Source organism: Streptomyces reniochalinae (assembly GCF_003323735.1).
In the GTDB taxonomy this organism is placed as follows: domain Bacteria; phylum Actinomycetota; class Actinomycetes; order Streptomycetales; family Streptomycetaceae; genus Streptomyces; species Streptomyces reniochalinae.
The window spans coordinates 114,400-134,176 of record NZ_QOIM01000022.1; the positions used below are offsets into that span (position 1 = coordinate 114,400).

Consider the following 19,777-nt stretch of genomic DNA (forward strand, 5'->3'; position numbering starts at 1 on the left):
CCCTCAGGCCGCCGGGCGTCTTTCGGCCGCACCGGCGCGGTACGCGAAGACCCCGGCACGCGAGGGTCCGGTACGCGACGGGCTCGGTACCGCAAAGGCCCCGGCACGCGAAGGCCCCGTCACGGTGTCGCACCGTGACGGGGCCGGACGGCGGCGCTCACCCGCGCGGGCGCCGCCGGATCAGACGTGGGTCGACCGGTCAGCCGCCGTACCCGGCGAGGATCTTGGAGAACTCCCACTCCTGCTGGTCGACGCCGCTGCACGAGTCGCCCGGGCTGCCGCCGCCCGCGCACGAGCGGTCGCGGTTGACGGCCCAGAAGCTCACCCGCGACAGGCCCTTGTCCTTCGCGTAGTCGACGATCTGCTGGAAGTCGCCGGGGGAGACCTGCTCACCCTGCACGTCGGTGGTGCCGTTCATCGAGGAGAGCCCCGACTTGCCGTACGCCTCCGCGTCGGACAGCCCGTAGGCGGCCTTGACCTCGTTCTTGAGGCCGTCGACGGCGGACTTGGTGGCGGCGGCCATGTCCGTGGTGCCGTCGCCGAAGTCGAACGGCATCACCGTCCAGCCGTCCACGTCCAGCCCGGCCGCCGCGCCCTTGGCGATGAGGTCCTTGCCGTCGGCGGTCGGCCCCTGCGGGGTGGTGCCGAAGGTGACGTAGACCTTGATGCCCGAGTTCTTCTCCTTGACGATCTTGAGGGCGTCGACGACGCGCTGGCGGACCTCGGCGTTCTCCACCTCGCTCGCCTCGATGTCGATGTCGATCGACTTCAGGCCGTAGGCGTCGATGACCTTCTGGTACGCCGCCGCCAGGTCCTCGGCGCTGGAACACGCCTCGCCCAGCTTGTTGCCGCTCCAGCCGCCGACGGACGGGGTGACGTCGCCGCCCGCCTGCTGGATGGCCTTGATGGCCTGCTCGTCCTGGCCGCCTGCCAGCGGGCGCTGTCCGTCCCAGGCGGGCGAGCAGCCGCCGTCGGAGAGGATGAACGCCATGGTGAGCTGCTTGGTGCCGGTCGCCTCCATGAAGGCGACGGGGTCGGGCGGGTTTCCCCAGCCCAGGTAGAGGTAGGGGCCGTTCGTGCCGCTGGGCGCCGCCGTGGCCTTCGCGTGGTGCCCGGTCGCCTGTGCGGTGACGGACGGCAGAGTGACGGCCAGGAGTGCGGCCGTCGCGCCGAGGCCGGCCGCAAGTCTGCGGTGGGCCCTGCGGCGGTGGCGGCGTGAGACGTGGGGGGACACGCAACTCTCCCTTCGGGGGAACCGGTTGCTGATGCCGTGCTCGTGCCGCCGCACGCTAGCCCCGCGGCATTGGTATAGACAATAGGGCGGTAGGAATCGGCGCGGAACACCGACGCGTGAGGCTCAGCCCCCGCTCGTCGCGCCGGGCCCCGATCCGCGCCACGCGTAGTGGTGCTCAGGGCGTCCCACCTGCCCGTACCGCTGCCGCCTGTCCGCGTCGCCGGTGGTGACCAGGTGCTCCAGGTAGCGGCGGGCCGTGATCCGGTTGATGCCCAGCGCCGTCGCCGCCTCGCTCGCCGTCAGCCCGCGGGAGGCGGCCTCACGCAGGTGCGCGGTCACCCTGGCCAGGGTCGGCGCGCTCAGCCCCTTGGGCAGCGCGGACGACGCCGGGGCCGCCCGCAGGTCGGACAGCGCGCGGTCCACCTCGTCCTGGCTGGCCGCTTCGCCGTGCGCCTCCGCGGCCGTACGGAAGTCCCGGTACCGCGACAGCCGGTCGCTGAGGGTGCGGAACGTGAACGGTTTCAGCACGTGCTGGACGACGCCGAGGGACACGCCCTCCCTGATCACGGCGAGGTCCCGCGCCGAGGTCACGGCGAACACGTCCTGGGTGTGGCCCGCGGCGCGCAGCCGGCGCAGGAGTTCGAGGCCGTTGCCGTCGGGCAGGTACAGGTCGAGCAGGATCAGGTCGACGGGCGCCTCCTCGTCCAGGGCGCGGACGGCCTCGGCGCGTGAGTGGACGGTCGCCGCCACGGTGAAGCCCGGGACGCGGCCGACGTAGAGGGCGTGGGCGTCCGCCGCCACGGGGTCGTCCTCGACGACGAGGACCCGGAGTGTCACGAGCGTGCTCCCCCCTCCGTGCAGGGCAGCCGTACGGTGAACTCCGCGCCGGTGGGCCGCAGGTTCCGCGCGTGGACCTCGCCTCCGTGGCGGCGCGCCGTCTGCCTCACGAGCGCCAGACCGATGCCGCCGCCACCGCTCTTGGTGCTCCAGCCCCGCTCGAACACGGCGTCGCCGGCGGCGCTCGGCAGGCCGGGGCCGTTGTCCGCGACGCGGATCAGCAGCCGGCGCGCGGGGGTCTCCTCGACGGCGATGGTGACGCTGACGCGGGGGGATTCGCCACCAGGCCCCGCCTGCGCGAGCGCGCCGGGTGCCGCGTTCGGCTCCGCCTCCGGCGGCTCTGTGCCCGAGGCGGCGGCCTCGACCGCGTTGTCGATCAGGTTCCCCAGCACGGTGACCAGGTCCCTGGCCGGCAGCCCCGGGGTGTCCTCCACGTGGCTGTCCTCGGAGAGCGTGAGGTCGATACCGCGCTCGTTCGCCTGGGCCGCCTTGCCCAGCAGCAGGGCGGCCAGTACGGGCTCGCCCACGGCGCTGACCACGCGGTCCGTCAGCGCCTGGGCGAGCTCCAGTTCCTCGGTGGCGAAGTCCACCGCGTCCCGCACGCGGCCCAGTTCGATGAGCGAGACGACCGTGTGGAGCCGGTTGGCCGCCTCGTGGGCCTGCGAGCGGAGGGCTTCGGCGAAACCGCGCACCGAGTCGAGTTCGCCCGTCAGCGCGCGCAGTTCGGTGTGGTCGCGGAGGGTGACGACGGTGCCGCGTCCCTCGATGGGTGAGGTGTTGACGACGATCACCCGCTGGTCGGTGAGGTGGACCTCGTCCACGCGGGCCTCGGCGCCCGAGAGCGCGTCGGTCAGCTCCCGCGGCAGGCCCAGCGCGGTGACGGGCGAGCCGACCATCCCGCCCCGCTCGGTGATCCCCAGCAGAGCGCGGGCACCGTCGTTGACGAGAGCCACCCTGGTGTGTCCGTCGAGCAGCAGCAGCCCCTCCCGCACGGCGTGCAGCGTGGCCTGGTGGTAGTCGTACAGACGGCTCAGCTCGGCCGCGTTCATGCCGTGGGTGTGGCGGCGCAGCCGGGCGTTGATCACGTAGGTGCCGAGGCCGCCCAGCGCCAGGGCGCCGCCCGCGACCGCGAGCAGCGCGGCCAGCTGGTCGCTGACCTGCTCGCTGATGGTGTCGACGGCGATGCCCGCGCTGACCAGCCCGACGATGCGGCCGCCGTCGCGGACCGGGGTGACCACGCGCACCGAGGGCCCCAGCGTGCCGGTGTACGTCTCGTCGAACGTGCGCCCCGCGAGGGCGGGGCCGGTGTGCCCGACGAAGCGTTCACCGATCCGGTCCGGGTCGGGGTGGGTCCACCGGGTGCCGTCGGTGTCCATGATCGTGATGAAGGTGACGCCGGTGTCGCGCCGGGTCTCCTCGGCGTACGGCTGGAGCCGTCGTGAGGGATGGGGGGAGCGGATCGCGTCCCGGACGGAGGGGGAATCGGCCACCGCCTGTGTGGTCGCCCTCGCACGGTGCGTAGCGGACTCCTGGGCCTGCGCCTTGCCGGACACGTAGGCGAACAGCGCGCACCCGGCGACGACCACCGCGACCAGCACCACCTGCATGGCGAACAGCTGCCCCGCCAGGCTGCGCGGGCGGGACCGCACGGTGGGACGGGGGCGGGGGACACGCATGGTGACAGTCTGCCGTGGCTTGTTTCGTGCACGTAATGCACGTAAGGGTGACGCCCGTCGCACGGTGGTGCATAGTCACCGGGACTCAACACGATATGGATCCGCGATGAACGTATCCCACCAGGGGCGTTACGCGGTGATCAACGTGACGTGACCCATGGACGAGGAGCCGCCGACGTGTCGAAGAAGACACCGCAGCAGGCCGCAGCGGGCGCTGCGCCGGACGCACCGCGGGTGAAGCGGGACCGCACCCACTACCTCTACATCGCGGTGATCGGCGCGGTGGTGCTGGGCGTGGTCCTCGGCCTCACGGCACCCGGAGTGGCCACCGAGCTCAAGCCGCTGGGCGAAGGGTTCGTCAACCTCATCAAGATGATGATCTCGCCGATCATCTTCTGCACCATCGTGCTGGGCATCGGCTCCGTCCGCAAAGCGGCCAAGGTCGGCGCCGTCGGCGGGCTGGCGCTCGGCTACTTCCTGACGATGTCGCTGGTCGCGCTGGCCATCGGGCTGGTCGTCGGCAACGTGCTGGAGCCGGGCCACGGGCTGCACCTGACCGAGGCCGACCGGGAGGCGGGCGCCTCGCAGGCCGAGGGCGGGGAGGGCATGACCGACTTCGTGCTCGGCATGATCCCCAAGACCATGGTCTCGGCCTTCACCTCGGGCGAGGTTCTCCAGACACTGCTGATCGCGCTGCTCGTCGGCTTCGCGTTGCAGGCCATGGGCAAGGCGGGTGAGCCGGTGCTGCGCGGCATCGGGCACATCCAGAAGCTGGTCTTCCGGGTGCTGGCGATGGTGATGTGGGCGGCCCCCGTCGGCGCGTTCGGCGCGATGGCCGCCGTGGTCGGTGAGACGGGCGTCGACGCGCTGAAGTCGCTGGCCGTCATCATGATCGGCTTCTACGTCACCTGTTTCCTGTTCGTCTTCGTCGTGCTCGGGCTGATCCTGCGGCTGGTCGCCGGAGTCAACATCTTCCTGCTGCTGAAGTACCTGGCCCGCGAGTTCCTGCTGATCCTGTCCACCTCCTCGTCCGAGTCCGCGCTGCCGCGGCTGATCGCGAAGATGGAGCACCTGGGCGTCAGCAAGCCCGTCGTCGGCATCACCGTGCCGACCGGCTACTCCTTCAACCTCGACGGCACGATGATCTACCTGACGATGGCCTCGATCTTCGTCGCCGAGGCCATGGGCGACCCGCTCAGCCTCGGACAGCAGATCTCCCTGCTCATCTTCATGTTCATCGCCTCCAAGGGCGCCGCGGGCGTCACCGGCGCGGGCCTCGCCACCCTCGCGGGCGGGCTCCAGTCGCACCGCCCCGAACTCGTCGACGGCGTCGGGCTGATCGTCGGCATCGACCGCTTCATGAGCGAGGCCCGCGCCCTCACCAACTTCGCGGGCAACGCGGTGGCCACCGTGCTGGTCGGCACCTGGACGAAGGAGATCGACAAGTCGCGGGTCGCCGAGGTCCTCGCCGGGCACGTGCCCTTCGACGAGAGCACCCTGGCCGCGGACAGCGCACCCGCGGACCGCGCAGACGACGGCGCGGGCCACGTGCCACCCCAGGAGGAGCGCCCCCAGGTCGCCACCAAGGCGTGAGCGCTCCCCCTCGCGCCGTGTGAGGCGCCCCCGGTCCGCCCCCGGTCCGCCCCCCGGTCCGGGGGCGGACCGGGCTCAGGCGGTGGCGGAGGAGGGCTTCCGCAGGCCGAACCAGTAGAAGCCGTGTCCGGCGAGCGTCAGCAGGTACGGCAGTTTTCCGATGGCGGGGAAGCGGACACCGCCGATGAGCTCCGCGGGAACGCGCCCCTCCCACTCGCGCAGGTCCAGCTCCGTCGGCTGCGGGAAGCGCGAGAAGTTGTGCACGCACAGCACCAGTTCCTCGCCCCCTTCGGCGGGTCTCAGCTCCCGCAGGAAGGCCAGCACGGACGCGTTGGAGGAGGACAGTTCCTCGTAGGAGCCCAGCCCGAAGGCCGGGTTCTGCTTGCGGACCTCGATCACCCGCCGGGTCCAGTGCAGCAGGGAGCTGGGTGAGCTCATCGCGGCCTCGACGTTGGTGACCTGGTAGCCGTGGACGGGGTCCATGACGGCGGGCAGGAAGAGCCGGCCCGGGTCGCAGGAGGAGAACCCGGCGTTGCGGTCCGGCGTCCACTGCATGGGGGTGCGCACGGCGTCGCGGTCGCCGAGCCAGATGTTGTCCCCCATGCCGATCTCGTCGCCGTAGTAGAGGATCGGCGAACCGGGCAGCGACAGCAGCAGGGCGGTGAACAGTTCGATCTGTTTGCGGTCGTTGTCCAGGAGCGGCGCGAGGCGCCGCCTGATGCCGATGTTGGCCCGCATGCGCGGGTCCTTGGCGTACTCCGCGTACATGTAGTCGCGTTCCTCGTCGGTGACCATCTCCAGCGTCAGCTCGTCGTGGTTGCGCAGGAAGATCCCCCACTGGCATCCGGACGGGATGTGCGGCGTCTTCGCCAGGATCTCCGAGACCGGGTAGCGGGACTCCCGCCGTACCGCCATGAAGATCCGCGGCATGACGGGGAAGTGGAAGGCCATGTGGCACTCGTCGCCCCCGGCCGCGTAGTCGCCGAAGTAGTCGACGACGTCCTCCGGCCACTGGTTGGCCTCGGCCAGCAGCACCGTGTCCGGGTAGTTGGCGTCGACGACGGTCCGCACGCGCTTCAAGAAGGCGTGCGAGCGCGGCAGGTTCTCGCAGGTGGTGCCCTCTTCGGCGTAGAGGTAGGGCACGGCGTCCAGCCGGAATCCGTCGATGCCCAGGTCCAGCCAGAAGCGCAATGCGGAGATCATCTCGTCCTGCACGCGGGGGTTGTCGTAGTTGAGGTCCGGTTGGTGTGAGAAGAAGCGGTGCCAGTAGTACTGCCGGCGAACGGGGTCGAAGGTCCAGTTGGAGGTCTCGGTGTCGACGAAGATGACGCGGGCTTCCCGGTACCGCTGGTCGTCGTCGGACCAGACGTAGTAGTCGCCGTAGGCGCCTTCGGGGTCGCGCCGTGAGGCGAGGAACCACGGGTGCTGGTCGCTGGTGTGGTTCATGACGAAGTCGATGACGACCCGCATGCCGCGCCGGTGCGCCGCGTCGACGCACTCGACGAAGTCGGCGAGGTCGCCGAACTCGGGGAGCACGGAGGTGTAGTCGGCGACGTCGTAGCCGCCGTCCCTGAGCGGGGAGGGGAAGACCGGCGGGAGCCACAGGCAGTCGACGCCCAGCCACTGGAGGTAGTCCAGTCGCGCGGTGAGCCCCCGCAGGTCGCCGATGCCGTCACCGTCGCTGTCCTGGAAGGAGCGGACGAGCACCTCGTAGAAGACCGCACGCTTGAACCAGTCGGGGTCGCGGCTCTGGGCGGGTGTGTCCCCGAACGTGTCGGGAACGGTCTCGTCGACGGTCATCGGGTGCTGGCGCTCCGGTCGGTGAGGGCGGCTGGTCGTCCCCGCCCCGGTGGTCGGACTCCTCGGCGCGCTCGCCGTAGCACCGCGAGGGACTCGGCTCCGCTCACCTGAGCGGGACGCGGCCCGGATGCGGCGAGCCGCTTCCTGTCCAACGACACCGTGGCCCCGTGGGTGTGGTGCGCGTCGAGGCCGACGCGCGCACGGCCACGGCGCCCTCGTGCGCGCGCCACACGCCCCGGGCACGTCACACGACGCAAGGGCCCCGCCCCGGGAGGGGGCGGGGCCCGGCAACGCCCGCGATCAGTCGCCGGCTGTCGGAGGCCGGCCGGCGGCTGTCAGCTGCCGGTGACGTTCACCGCCTTCCAGGCGGCCTCGACCGTCTTGACCTCGGCGCTGTCGGCGCCGTACAGGTCGGTGGCCGACGCGAGGGTGGCCTTGCGCGCGTCCGCGTAGTCCGTCGTCGACGTCATCTGCTCGGTGAGCGCCTTGAACCAGATCTGTTCGGCCTTCTCGATGCCGATGCCGTCGACCTTCGAGCCGTCCTTGGTGGGCGAGTTGTACTGCACGCCGTTCACCTCGCGCTCCCCGCTGCCCACCGACAGCAGGAAGAAGAAGTGGTTGGCGATGCCGGAGGAGTAGTGGACGTCCACGTCACCGGCGTTGGAGTCCCAGTAGTCCAGCGACTGGCCGTCCTTGCTGGGCTCGTCCATGTAGCGCAGCGGGGTGCCGTCGCCGTTGATGTCGATCTTCTCGCCGACCATGTAGTCCGGAGTGTCCTCCGGGCTGTCGGCGTGGAACTCCACGGCCGCGGCGAAGATGTCGGAGGTCGCCTCGTTCAGGCCGCCCGACTCGCCCGCGTAGTTGAGGTTGGCCGTGGTCGAGGTGACGCCGTGCGACATCTCGTGCGCGGCGACGTCCAGCGCCGTCAGCGGGTGCTCGTTGTTCTGCCCGTCCCCGTAGGTCATGCAGAAGCAGGAGTCGTCCCAGAACGCGTTGACGTAGTTGTCGCCGTAGTGGACCCGGCTGACCGCGCCCTTGCCGTCGCCCGCGATGCCCTCGCGGCCGTGCACGTCCTTGTAGTAGTCCCAGGTCTGGCCCGCGCCGTAGTGGGCGTCGACGCCCGCGGTCGCCTGGTCCTTGACCGTCCCGTCGCCCCAGGTGTCGTCCTCGTCCGTGAACAGCTCGCCGTCGCCGCTGGAGCCGTTCTTGAGGTTCGTGGTCTTGTTCCCGCCCCGCTTCTCGTCCGTCATCGTGAACTTGCCGGACGAACCCGAGGTGCCGATCTCGACCTTGCCGCTGTACTGGCTGTTGCCGGTACCTTCCTTGACACCCTGGAACTCGAAGAGCTTCTTGCCGGTCTTCGCGTCCGTGATGACGTGGAGCTGGTTGGGCGCTCCCGACTTCTGGACACCGCCGACGACGGTCTCCCACGCCAGTACGGGCTTGCCCTCGACGGCCCACACGACCTTGCGGGGGGCCTTGCTGCCCTTCGCCTTGGCGAGCGTGGGCTTGTGCGCGGACGACGCCTCGGTCTGCACGGCGATCTTCGCGGTGGTGGCCTTGGTGGTGCCGGTGCGCTTGCCGCTCGCGGACTTGTGGACGACCAGGTCGCCACCGAGCACGGGCAGCCCGTCGTAGGTCCGCTCGTAGCGGACGTGTGTGGACCCGTCCTTGTTCTTGACGACGTCCTTGACGTGGAGCTTCTCCTTGGCGCCGAGGCCCAGCGCGCGGGCGTCGGCCGACTTGGCCGCCTCTGTGTTCGCGGACTTGACCAGCTTGGTGTGCTGGGTCGCGCTCAGCTGCGCGGGAAGCGCGCCGTTGGCCGAGGTCTCCCCGCTGGGGGCCGCGCCGGCGGTTCCCGCGGTGACACCCGCCGCTACGAGGGCCGCGGTGGCGGCGAGGGCGGATATCCGCTGCTTCGAGGTGAGGGGTCTCACGTCAGTGGCTCCTTCTGCCGTGGGGACCGGGCGGCATGGGTGGTCAGCCGTCCGGGCAGAACTTCACGTGCGAGGCACCGTGCGGAAGTTAGGCCGAGGGCCGTTCTGGCGTACGCATCCCGCACCGTGCGGTCGGCAGCCTGCCACCAATTGCATGTTCATGTCACCGGTGCGTCACGCGTTGACCAGAGGTTGGCCGGATTCTGTTCGTTGCTACGAAAACCGCGCCCGCATAGCGGACGCGCCCCCTGTGTCCGGTCGTTGACCCGCGCCAGGGGGCTTCCGGTGCGGCCGCACGGACGCGCCCCGCTCGGGCCCCTCGGGCCGGTGACCGGTGAGCAGCCGTCAGTTCCCGTGGCGTCCGGCGGCCGTCGGCGCGGGGTAGACCGCATCCAGTACCCCGCGGACGAACCGCGCCGGGTCGTCGAGCCCCGCGGCGGCCAGTGTCCCCGCGCCCTGGGCGAGCAGGTGCGGGATCGCCGCGTGCAGAACGAGGGTGACCGCGGCGGCCCGCTCCGGCGTCACCGGGAGCCCCGCGGCGCGTTGTGCGGCCTCGAACAGCGGAAAGTCCGAGGTGCCGATCGGATCGAGCACCTGCGCCAGCCACGGTCTGCGCGCGGCCTCGGTCTGCAATTCGAGGTAGGCCAGCATCCGGGGGCGTCCGGGCCCCGCCACGTTCTCCAGCAGCCCCGCCAACAGCGCCACCAGGCCGGCCCGTTCCGACGGCGGGGGCCCCGCGGCGGCCAGGTGCTCCATGGTGGCGCGGTACTGCTCGACGCAGCGCTCGGCGACGGCGCGGAGGAGCGCGTCGCGGCTGGGGAAGTAGTTCTTGGCCGTTCCTGTGGGCACCTCGGCCGCCGCGTCCACCGCGCGGTGCGTCAGGCCGCGCCCGCCTGCTTCGGCCAGCACCTGGAGGGCCGCGTCCCGCAGCCGGTCCCGGCGGTCCGGATTCACGCGCTCTCTCCCTCCTTGGTGCGCGGGTGTCAGGTTGGCAAGATTACCTCAGGCGTGGTACCACAGCTGTGGTGGTTCTGGTGAAGTGCGGATCGGGTGCGTTGGGGAGGCGTCATGGGAAGTAGCTCCGTGGGGAGAGGTGAGGCCGGCGTGGCCGTGGTCGTGGGGGCGGGCGTCGCCGGGCTGGCGACCGCGCTCGGCCTGCGGCGGGCCGGGTGGCGGGTCACCGTCATGGAACGCCGCGCCGAACTGGAGCGCTACGGCACCGCGTTCGGCATCCACCCCACGGCGCAGGCGGCGCTCGACCGGCTCGACCCGTCCGTCGGCGAGGCCGTGCGCCGCCGTGCCGTGCCCTACCGGCACGCGACCGTCCGTACGCCGGACGGCAGGCAACTCGCCCGCCTCCCGCTGGAGCGCATCGAGGCGAAGTTCGACCGCCCCGAACTGCTCATCTCGCGCCCCTACCTGATCGACGCGCTGGCCGGCGCGCTGCACGCACACGGCGACGTGCCCATACGGCTGGGCGAGCCCGCCCTCGACGTCGCCGCGCTCCGGTGCGCGTACGACCTGGTCGTGGGCGCCGACGGCCTCAACAGCGCCGTCCGCTCCGGCACGTTCGGGCCGCGCAGCCGGCCCGCGAGCCTCGCCACCGCCGCCTGGATCGGCACCGCGGGATTCGAGACCGACCGGCACGGCGAGACCTGGGGGCGCGGCCGCTTCTTCGGGATGACACCCGTGGAGCCCGGCCGCACCAACTGGTACGCCACGGCGCCACAGGCCACCACCGCCGACGAGTTGCCCGCCCTCTTCGCCGGCTGGCACGACCCGATCCCGCGCATCCTCGCCGAGACAAACCCGGCCCACTGGATCAGATACGAGATGCGGCACCTGCGTCCGGCGCTGCGCTCCTTCGTGCACGGAGGCGGCACCGCGCTCGTCGGCGACGCGGCACACGCCATGACACCCAACCTCGGACAGGGCGCGTGTACGGCGCTTCTCGACGCGGAAGCCCTCGCCCGCGCCGTCGCCGCCCACGCGCGGGGGGCCGGGCTGCCCGCAGCGCTGCGGGCCTACGACGCGGAGCGTCGCCGCCGCGCCCAGCGCACCGCCTGGGCCTCCCGCCACCTGCACCGCTTCATGACCACCCGGCACCACCGCGCCCGCGACGCCCTGCTCCGGGTGCTGCCCTGAGAGCACCGCGCGCCGGGCCGCCCGGCGCGCGGTTCCGGCGGCCGCGGACGGGGGCGCGGCCGCCGGAGGGGGCGGGAGCAGCCGGGAAGGGGGGAGGAGGCCCAGGTCAGGCGCCGCGGTCCGGCACGTGGTCGGGGGCGGTGCGGGCGCCGCCGGCGGACGAGGCGAGCGCCGTGCCCGGTGTCACCGAGCGCAGGTTGCGGATCGCGGGGACCGCGAGCAGGGCCGCGCTGACCCCGATCATGACGAAGCCGCCCGCGAGGAGCACCGTACGGCCGCCGAACAACTGTGCGGCGGGCCCGGCGAGCGCCTGGCCGACCGGCATCATCGCCAGCGAGCCCGCCACCTCGTAGGCGTGGATACGGTTGAGGATCTCTCCCGGCACCTGCGTCTGCACGCTGGTCGCCCACATCACGGCCCAGACGCCGCCGCCCAGCCCCCATACCGCGGCAGCCGCCATCATGGCGGCCTGCGGCAGCGCCAGGCCGACGGCGGCCGGGTAGAGGCAGCAGCCGAGCAGCGCGAGGGACCCGGCGCGCAGCTGCCGCACGGGACGGAAGCGCAGGGCCAGCAGCCCGCCGAGCGCGGTGCCCCCGCCGAGCGCCGAATTGACCAGTCCGTACACGCCGGGGCCGTCGGCGGGGATGATCTCGGCCGCGGTCAGCGGCACCAGCGGCCCCGAGACCGTGACCGTGTAGACCATCCAGATGACGATGACGCTCCACATCCAGGTGCGCGCCCTGAACTCCCGCCAGCCCTCGGCCAGGTCCGCGCGGTAGGTGGGGCGCTCGGCCCGCGGCGCCTGTGCGGGCAGCCGCAGCAGCGCGAGGCAGACCGCGCTGAGCGCGTACGTGGCGGCGTGCGCGACGAACACCCCGCCGGGGGAGAAGGAGCCCACCAGGGCACCGGCCGCCGCGGGCCCCAGCAGCATCGCCAGCGACTCGGCCGTGCGGATCAGCCCGTTGGCGCCCTGCACGTCCGAGGCGACACGGGGGATGGTGCTGGCGACACCGGGCTGGAAGAGACCCGCGCAGATGCCGTTCACCGCGCCGATCGCACACACCTGCCACAGCACCACGTGCCCGGTCAGGAACAGCGCGGCCATCAGCCCCTGGGTGCACACCCGCACCAGGTCGGAGCCGACCATCAGGGCGCGGGTGTTGAACCGGTCGCAGAAGACACCGCCGAAGATGACGAACCCCGCCAGGAAGACCGTCAGCGAGGCCAGCGCCGCACCGATCGCTCCGGGCCCGTGGCCCTGCTGGATCAGACCGGCCGACAGCGCCAGGGGCAGCATCGCGTCGCCGAGCTTGGCGACGGCCCGACCGGTGAAGAAGAGGGCGAAGTTACGGGAGCGCAGGGAAGCCGTCTGGGCACCGGGAGAGGTCACGGGCCCCCAGTCTGGTCCGGACCATCGCGCACGGCGAGCGATTTTCGCTTCCGGGCCGGGGCCTCCCCCAAGAGGAAACTCGTTCACTCGCGTGGTTGTGGTGTCCCCTTCGCGCGCTCTTCGTTGGTCCGGACGTCCGTGGGGGACGGACAGCAGTCAACGCGCCGGAACAGTCACACAGGAACGGGGACGAGCCATGTCACGGGGCGTACGCGGTACGACGGCAGCAGACGGCGGGGCGCCGCACGCCACGGCGGGGCGCGCGGCGCGGAGCGCACGCGTGACCCGGATGGCGCGCGCCCTCGTGGCGGGGCTCGCGCTGCTGTGTGCGGCACTCGCCGGGTGCGGCCCCATGGACGACGCGAAGCCGCCCGAGGACGCCATCCAGGTGAAGCCCGCCGACGGGGCGGACGACGTACCGACCGACACTCGCGTCGAGGTGTCCGTGCCCGAGGGGAGGCTGCACAGCGTGCGCATGGAGCGCAAGGGCAAGGACGCGGGACGGCCCGTCGCCGGGCGGTTCTCACCCGACCGGCGCAACTGGCACCCCCTGCCCGCCACCGAAGCGGACACCGCCGAACACGCGGAAGGACAGCGCCCGGGGACGGTGCTGGAACTGGCGAGCACCTACGTGGTGGACGTGGTGGCCGTCGACGCGGAGGGGGACCGGGTGATCCGGCACGCCACCTTCTCCACCCGGGTGCCGCCGCACCGCTTCATCGGCTACTTCCGTCCCGAGCACAACCAGACCGTCGGCACCGCGATGATCGTCTCACTCGACTTCAACCGCCCCATCGCCGACAAGGCGGCCGTCGAGCGCGCGATCAGCGTCACCTCGCAGCCCCAGGTGCCCGTCGCCGCCCACTGGTTCGGCGACAACCGTCTCGACTTCCGGCCGCGCACCTACTGGCAACCGGGCACGGAGGTCACCCTCGACCTGCGGCTGCGGGACGTGCGGGCGGCGCCCGGCGTCTACGGCACGCAGCGCAAGAAGGTGCGCTTCACCGTCGGCCGCGACCAGCGCAGCGTCGTGGACGTGGAGCGCCGCACGCTGACGGTGGAGCGCGCGGGCCGCACCGTCGAGAAGCTGAAGATCACGGCGGGGACGAAGAAGAACCCCACCTACAACGGCAAGATGGTCGTCAGCGAGAAGTTCGACGAGACGCGCATGAACGGCGACACCGTCGGCTTCGGCGACGAGTACGACATCAAGGACGTGCCGCACGCCATGCGGCTGACCCGCAGCGGCACCTTCCTGCACGGCAACTACTGGGCTCCCATGCGCACGTTCGGCCAGAAGAACACCAGCCACGGGTGCATCGGGCTGGCGGACAAGCGCGGCGGTGACGACAAGTCGCCCGCCGGACGGTTCTTCGACCAGTCACTCGTCGGCGACCTGGTGACCGTGCGCAACTCCCACGACAGCACCGTCAAGCCGGACAATGGGCTCGGCGGCTGGAACATGCCCTGGAACACGTGGGTGGCCGGCTCCGCGCTGAAGTAACCGCCCCGGCCCTCCTCGGCCCTCCGTCTCACCTCCCCAAAACCGCGACCGAACGGTGACCCGCCCGGGCACGTGCCGTGTCGCTCCGGTGTGGTTATCTAACAAGACGCGCGCACGCCGTCGTTCAGGAGCCGTCACGGCCCGACGGCCGCGCTGACGTGTTCGGGGGCGCACACGGGTGCGCGCAGCCGTGTGAGGACATGAGGGATGGGGCCGTCTTGGACCTGAAGGACCTGGCCAAGGGCAAGCTGTCATGGGAGTCGATACGCGGGGACGGCCGCGCACAGGTCATCGGCGGTTCCGCCGTCGGCCTCGTGGTGCTGCTCGTCGTCCTGCTGCTGACGCTGACCACCTGCGGGGGCGGCGGCGGCTCCGGAGCCCGCGCCAAGGACAAGGACGGCGAGAAGGCGCCCGAGGGCCCCTCCGAGGCCGTGGTCGCCATCACGCCCAAGGACGGCGCCGACGGCGTCGAGACCTCCTCCGGCGCGCTCAAGGTCACGGCCGCCAAGGGCAAGCTGACGAAGGTGACCGTCGCAGACGGCAAGGACAACCCGGTCAAGGGCTCCCTCACCGCGGACGGCTCGGCCTGGAAGCCCGCCACCCACCTGGCCGCGGGGACGAAGTACACGGTCGACGCGGTTGCCGAGGACACCGAGGGCCGCGCCTCGGCCAAGCACGCTACGTTCACCACGTTCGTGCCGCAGAACACCTTCGTCGGCTACTTCACTCCGGAGAACGGCGACAAGGTCGGCGCGGGCATGCCGGTCTCCGTCAAGTTCAACCGCCCGGTGTCCGACAGGAAAGCGGTGGAGAAGGCGATATCCGTCACCGCGGACCCGAAGGTGGAGGTCGAGGGCCACTGGTTCGGCGACCAGCGCCTGGACTTCCGCCCCGAGGAGTACTGGAAGTCCGGCACGAAGGTCACCCTCGATTTGAACCTCAGCGGCGTGGAGGGCTCCGAGGGGGTCTACGGCACGCAGCGCAAGACGGTGGAGTTCACCGTCGGCAGGCAACAGGTCAGCGTCGTGGACGCGGAGAAGAAGTCCATGACGGTGACCAGGGACGGCAAGAAGATCAAAACCATTCCGATCACCTCGGGCAGCCCGGCCCACCCCACCTACAACGGCAAGATGGTCATCAGCGAGAAGCACCCGGTCACCCGGATGAACGGGGAGACGGTCGGCTTCGGCGGCGAGTACGACATCAAGGACGTGCCGCACGCGATGCGCCTGAGCACCTCGGGCACCTTCATCCACGGGAACTACTGGACGCCCAAGCCGCAGTTCGGCCAGGTCAACGCCAGCCACGGCTGTGTCGGCCTGTTCGACCTACGCGGCGGCGGGGACAACGGGTCGCCGGGCGCCTGGTTCTTCGAGAACTCGATGGTCGGCGACGTCGTCGAGGTCAAGAACTCCAAGGACGAGACCATCGACCCGGACAACGGCCTCAACGGCTGGAACGTGCCCTGGGAGAAGTGGACGGCGCCGCAGTAGGACGCGGTGGCCCCGCGGCACACATCCGGTGCCCTCCTCCGGCTGCGTAACGGCCGTTAACCTTCCCTCCATGACGATTGACGAACCCAGCGGCGCGACCGCACGCCTCGAGGTCGCCGACGGCGTCGGCACCCTCAGGATCGACCGGCCCAAGATGAATGCCCTCGACATCGCCACCCAGGACCTGGTGCGCGCGCTCGCCGAGGAGGCGGCCCGCCGCGACGACGTGCGGGCCGTCGTGCTCTACGGCGGCGAGAAGGTGTTCGCCGCCGGAGCGGACATCAAGGAGATGCGGGAGATGGACCACGCCGCGATGGTCCTGCGCTCCCGCGGGCTCCAGGAGGCGTTCACCGCCGTCGCACGGATCCCGAAGCCCGTCGCGGCGGCCGTCACTGGGTACGCGCTCGGCGGCGGATGCGAGCTGGCGCTCTGCGCGGACGTGCGGTTCGCAGGGGAGGGCGCCAAGCTCGGTCAGCCGGAGATCCTGCTCGGGCTCATTCCGGGCGCGGGCGGCACCCAGCGGCTCTCCCGGCTGGTCGGCCCCGCCAAGGCCAAGGACCTGATCTTCACGGGGCGGACGGTCGAGGCGGCCGAGGCCCACCGGATCGGCCTGGTCGACCACGTGGTGCCGGACGCGGAGGTCCACGAGCGGGCCCACGCCTGGGCGGCCCGGCTCGCGCGCGGACCGGCGCTGGCGCTGCGCGCGGCCAAGGAGTCGGTCGACTTCGGCATCGAGGCCGACATCGAGACGGGGCTCGCGCTCGAACGCAACTGGTTCTCCGGGCTGTTCGCGACCGAGGACCGCGAGACCGGCATGCGCAGCTTCGTCGAGGAGGGCCCGGGCAAAGCGAACTTCCGCTGAGCCGCGGCCCGCAGCGGGTGGCTGGGGGGTGGTTGGGGGTGGCGTAAAGCGTGGCAACGCCAACCACCGCACCGTGCGGGGGAATCGTGGGCGCCGCTCCGCTGGGGAGCGGCGCCCGTCCGTGGCACCTTGTGATCACCTGAGCGCCGACTGTCGTGCCAGGTCAGAGCGCGGCTGTCCGGAACGGGGCGCGCCCGGGGCCGCCGCGTGCCCTTGCGGACGCTCCCGCGGTGCCGTCCCGGAAACCGCCGAACCGCCCACGACGGGTTGAGCCTGCCGTCATGATGGGGGCCATGGCGGGTCAGGGAGATGTGGCGAGCGTGACCGAACGGGTTCCGGAAGACCTCGCGCGGATGTGGGACGCCGAGCCGTTGAGCACCGTCCTCGACCGGGCGGGCGATCCGACCGTGCGGGAGGTGCCGCTGGTGAACCTCCCCGAGTCCGCGCGGCGCGCGCGCCGGCTCGCCCAGGCCGTGCTCCAGCAGCGCTGGGCCGTCTCCGCGCAGATCACCGAGCGCACGGTGCTGCTCGTCTCCGAACTCGTCGGCAACGCGGTCCGGCACACCGGCGCACACACCATCGGCCTCCGCATGCTGCGTCGCTCCGGCTGGATCCGCGTGGAGATCCGCGACCCCTCGCGCGGGCTGCCCTGCCTGCTGCCGGTCGGTGAGCTGGACGTCAGCGGCCGCGGCCTCTTCCTCGTGGACACGCTCGCCGAACGCTGGGGCGTGGACCTGCTGCCCCGCGGGAAGACCACCTGGTTCGAGATGCGGGCCGCGGACTGACGCGCCGGGACCCCAGGACGCGCGGACCGCGCGCGCCCGGTGCGGCCGAACTTCACCTGTGTGGCGTCGGCCGCGCGTGGCTCAGCCCCTGCGCGGGGGCTGGGACGCGCCCTGCCGGTGGGCGTGACGGAACTCCACCAGCAGCCGGTCCGCGTCCGTGAGCAGGACCCCGTGGCTGGGCCAGGCCTCGCCCTCCGCCCTCTCGCGCAGCCGCGCGTACCGCTCGCGGCACTTCCGCAGGGCACGGCGCAGGGGATCGTCCCCTTCCTCGTCCTCCAGGGAGCCGATCAGACCGGCTGCCTCGGAGATGCTCTCCAGCAGTTCCCCGTAGGCGGACAGGAAGTCGTCGCCCGGCGGGACGGCGTCCTCGCCGTGGAACCGCACGAACCCGTAGCTGATGCTGCGGATCTGCTCACCGGCACGGCCCAGCGACTCCATCAGCGTGCGGTAGCCCTGGAAACTCCGCGGGGTCGTGCGGTGATGCAGCCAGGTACGCGGGTTGTAGACGACGCTCTCCGCGCCCATTTCGACGGCCTCGCGTGCCGCGCCCAGCGTGCCGTCCAACTGGCGTGCGCGGTGCAGCCAGTCCTCCGCCGTCTCCTCGGTGGGCAGCCCCTCCTTGAGGCCGTCGGCCATGTCGCTGAGCAGGAGCTGGGTGGCCTGGGAGATCTCCTCGATGCCCCGTTCGGCGGTGCGGTAGCGCAGCGGGGGGAAGACCAGCATGGCGATCACGGTGCCGACGCCCGCGCCCAGCAGCGCCATCTGGATGATCTCCCACAGCATCTGGACATGGGTGCCGGAGAGCGCGTTGTAGGCGAACGCGCCGGCGATCGACACCTGGATGCCCTGGCTGCCCAGGTGGCGCCAGCGGCCGATCAGCAAGGTGACGGACAGCATCACCGCGAACGCGAGAGGGTTCTCGCCGATCAGCGGCCCCACCAGCCCTGCCGCGAGGACGCCGAGCACGACGGCCACCACGTACCGCAGCGACTGCAACAGGGAGCGGTACGCCGTGGACTGCACCACCAGCAGGGCGGTGAAGGGCGCGTAGGTGGGCTGCGGCGAGCCGATCACATAGGCGCCGAGTGCCCAGGCCAGCACGCCCGCGGCGCCGCTCTTGGCGAGCAGGAGCGCTGTCTCGCGCTCCGGTCCCGCCTGCTGCCGCGCCCGGTGCGCGGCCCGGCGCACGCGAGCGACCACCGCGGGGCGCCATCGGCTGTCCGTCGTGTCCACCCGGACCCGCTCCTTTCGTGCTCGTGCGAGGTGATCCACCGGCTCGTGCGAGGCCGCGGCCCCGCGGAGCGGGCCTGCCCCGGGTGCTCCGGGGGACGGTGCCGATGCCGGGTTCCACGTGTGGCGCTTTCCGCACGTGGAACCCGGCCGTCGCGTGCGCCGGTGCGGTCGCCGTCCGGCGCGCGACGGCGGACCATAAAACGAGCAAACGGCATGAAACGGATTTGCGAGTTCAGGGTAGGGAGGAACCATGCCTGCCGGATCGAACGCCAAGCGCGAACGCCAGTACGAGCATGTCAAGGAGGGTGCCGAGAAGCGCGGTACCTCCACGGGCCGCGCCAAGGAGATCGCCTCCCGCACGGTCAACAAGGAGCGCGCCCAAAAGGGCGAGGCCAAGACCGCCAGCCGCACCTCCGTGCGCGACAAGCCCGCACCCGAGCGCGGTGGCGAGCGGTCGCACAGCGGCCCGGGCGGCCCCACCCGCGACCAGCTCTACAACGAGGCCCGGCAGAAGGGCATCGAGGGCCGGTCCCACATGAACAAGCGGGAGCTCCAGCGGGCACTCGGCCGCTGAGCACCCAGCGAGGCGCGTCGCCGAGGGGGTGTGCCCTGTGGGCGTCCCGCCCGCGGGCGGTTTGGCCGCTCGCGGCCGGGGAACCCGGTGGCGCACGTCTTGGGAGGTAACGCTGTATGCCGGGTAGACCGCGTACGCGCCGCGACGTCGTACACGAACACGGGCACCGCTACGCGCCGGACGCCGACCGCCCGCTCGGCGGCTACCTGGCCGTGCTCTCGTCGTTCGGTACCGGCGTCGTGGGCGCCGCCACCGCGGCCCGCTGCGCCGGACACCGGGCGCCGCAGAATCTCGGCCCCCGCGAACTGGTACTCCTCACCCTGGCCACGCACAAGCTGTCCAGGATGGTGTCCAAGGACGCGGTGGCCAGTCCGTTCAGGGCCCCCTTCACCCGCTACGCGGGCACCAGCGCCCCGGCGGAGGCCGCGAGCCCGGACTTCCCCCCTCCGTACGCCGCGGCCCAGGAGCGGCACTCGCCGGGAGGCTGACGCGCACACGCCGCCCCCGGCGCTGGGCCCGTCCCCCGGCGGGGGCCCGAGCCGCCCTTCGGCCCGCCCGGCACGCCGCCCGCCGCACACCGGCGGCCCCCCGGACCGCCTCAGGTTCACGCCGACGATTCTCAGGAATTCGTACGGATCTCAACGAAGTCACACGATTGGAGCGCACCGTGGCAGCCAACGCTTCGCGCAACGGGTCCAACCCCTCCTACACCGT

16 protein-coding genes are annotated in these 19,777 nt (G+C 71.8%); 8 read left to right on the plus strand and 8 right to left on the minus strand.

The genetic code is table 11. The features are described 5' to 3' along the window. Positions 1-199 precede the first annotated feature (199 nt). From DQ392_RS04210 to DQ392_RS04220, 3 genes are all read right to left on the minus strand, one after another. Positions 200-1,234, minus strand: a complete 1,035-nt coding sequence (locus tag DQ392_RS04210; RefSeq protein WP_114014103.1) for a chitinase — start codon at positions 1,232-1,234, stop codon at positions 200-202. A gap of 123 nt (positions 1,235-1,357) precedes the next feature. Next, positions 1,358-2,071: a response regulator gene (locus tag DQ392_RS04215; protein WP_114014104.1), complete on the minus strand. Its 714-nt coding sequence runs from the start codon at positions 2,069-2,071 to the stop codon at positions 1,358-1,360. Next, complete coding sequence (locus DQ392_RS04220; protein ID WP_114014105.1) at positions 2,068-3,747, minus strand: sensor histidine kinase; 1,680 nt, start codon at positions 3,745-3,747, stop codon at positions 2,068-2,070. The genes DQ392_RS04215 and DQ392_RS04220 overlap by 4 nt, the downstream gene beginning before the upstream one ends. Before the next feature lie 177 nt (positions 3,748-3,924). Here DQ392_RS04220 and DQ392_RS04225 point away from each other — a divergent pair, with 177 nt between their 5' ends. Then, on the plus strand, positions 3,925-5,340 hold the full coding sequence (locus DQ392_RS04225) for a cation:dicarboxylate symporter family transporter (RefSeq protein ID WP_181856265.1): 1,416 nt from the start codon (positions 3,925-3,927) through the stop codon (positions 5,338-5,340). 75 nt (positions 5,341-5,415) lie between these two features. Here DQ392_RS04225 and treS read toward each other — a convergent pair whose 3' ends face one another. From treS to DQ392_RS04240, 3 genes are all read right to left on the minus strand, one after another. After that, positions 5,416-7,140 carry a maltose alpha-D-glucosyltransferase gene (gene treS / locus DQ392_RS04230; protein WP_114014106.1) on the minus strand — a complete coding sequence of 575 codons (1,725 nt, stop codon included), beginning with the start codon at positions 7,138-7,140 and terminating at the stop codon, positions 5,416-5,418. Between the two features lie 335 nt (positions 7,141-7,475). Continuing rightward, positions 7,476-9,077 carry a M4 family metallopeptidase gene (locus tag DQ392_RS04235; protein WP_114014107.1) on the minus strand — a complete coding sequence of 534 codons (1,602 nt, stop codon included), beginning with the start codon at positions 9,075-9,077 and terminating at the stop codon, positions 7,476-7,478. Between the two features lie 345 nt (positions 9,078-9,422). After that, a complete protein-coding gene (locus DQ392_RS04240; protein WP_114014108.1) occupies positions 9,423-10,031 on the minus strand; it encodes a TetR/AcrR family transcriptional regulator in 609 nt (202 codons plus the stop codon). Positions 10,032-10,145: 114 nt separating this feature from the next. On the opposite strand from DQ392_RS04240, the gene DQ392_RS04245 reads away from it, so the two are divergent. Beyond that, positions 10,146-11,222: an FAD-dependent oxidoreductase gene (locus tag DQ392_RS04245; protein ID WP_114014109.1), complete on the plus strand. Its 1,077-nt coding sequence runs from the start codon at positions 10,146-10,148 to the stop codon at positions 11,220-11,222. A gap of 106 nt (positions 11,223-11,328) precedes the next feature. Here DQ392_RS04245 and DQ392_RS04255 read toward each other — a convergent pair whose 3' ends face one another. Then, positions 11,329-12,612, minus strand: a complete 1,284-nt coding sequence (locus tag DQ392_RS04255) for an MFS transporter (protein ID WP_114014110.1) — start codon at positions 12,610-12,612, stop codon at positions 11,329-11,331. Positions 12,613-12,901: 289 nt separating this feature from the next. On the opposite strand from DQ392_RS04255, the gene DQ392_RS04260 reads away from it, so the two are divergent. From DQ392_RS04260 to DQ392_RS04275, 4 genes are all read left to right on the plus strand, one after another. Beyond that, positions 12,902-14,116: a L,D-transpeptidase gene (locus DQ392_RS04260; protein ID WP_114014156.1), complete on the plus strand. Its 1,215-nt coding sequence runs from the start codon at positions 12,902-12,904 to the stop codon at positions 14,114-14,116. A gap of 218 nt (positions 14,117-14,334) precedes the next feature. Then, positions 14,335-15,609, plus strand: coding sequence for a L,D-transpeptidase (locus DQ392_RS04265; protein ID WP_245981169.1), 1,275 nt, complete (start codon positions 14,335-14,337; stop codon positions 15,607-15,609). Between the two features lie 70 nt (positions 15,610-15,679). Next, a complete protein-coding gene (locus tag DQ392_RS04270) occupies positions 15,680-16,471 on the plus strand; it encodes an enoyl-CoA hydratase/isomerase family protein (protein WP_114014111.1) in 792 nt (263 codons plus the stop codon). A 284-nt stretch (positions 16,472-16,755) separates the two neighbouring features. Next, positions 16,756-17,256: an ATP-binding protein gene (locus DQ392_RS04275; protein WP_425470479.1), complete on the plus strand. Its 501-nt coding sequence runs from the start codon at positions 16,756-16,758 to the stop codon at positions 17,254-17,256. A gap of 81 nt (positions 17,257-17,337) precedes the next feature. Here DQ392_RS04275 and DQ392_RS04280 read toward each other — a convergent pair whose 3' ends face one another. Then, a complete protein-coding gene (locus tag DQ392_RS04280; protein WP_181856267.1) occupies positions 17,338-18,489 on the minus strand; it encodes an FUSC family protein in 1,152 nt (383 codons plus the stop codon). A gap of 250 nt (positions 18,490-18,739) precedes the next feature. Between DQ392_RS04280 and DQ392_RS04285 the strand changes: the two genes are divergently transcribed. Then, positions 18,740-19,063 (plus strand): plasmid stabilization protein, encoded by a 324-nt coding sequence (locus DQ392_RS04285; protein ID WP_114014114.1) that lies wholly within the window; start codon positions 18,740-18,742, stop codon positions 19,061-19,063. Positions 19,064-19,179: 116 nt separating this feature from the next. Then, complete coding sequence (locus DQ392_RS04290; protein ID WP_114014115.1) at positions 19,180-19,551, plus strand: DUF1360 domain-containing protein; 372 nt, start codon at positions 19,180-19,182, stop codon at positions 19,549-19,551. The last annotated feature ends 226 nt before the right edge of the window (positions 19,552-19,777 follow it).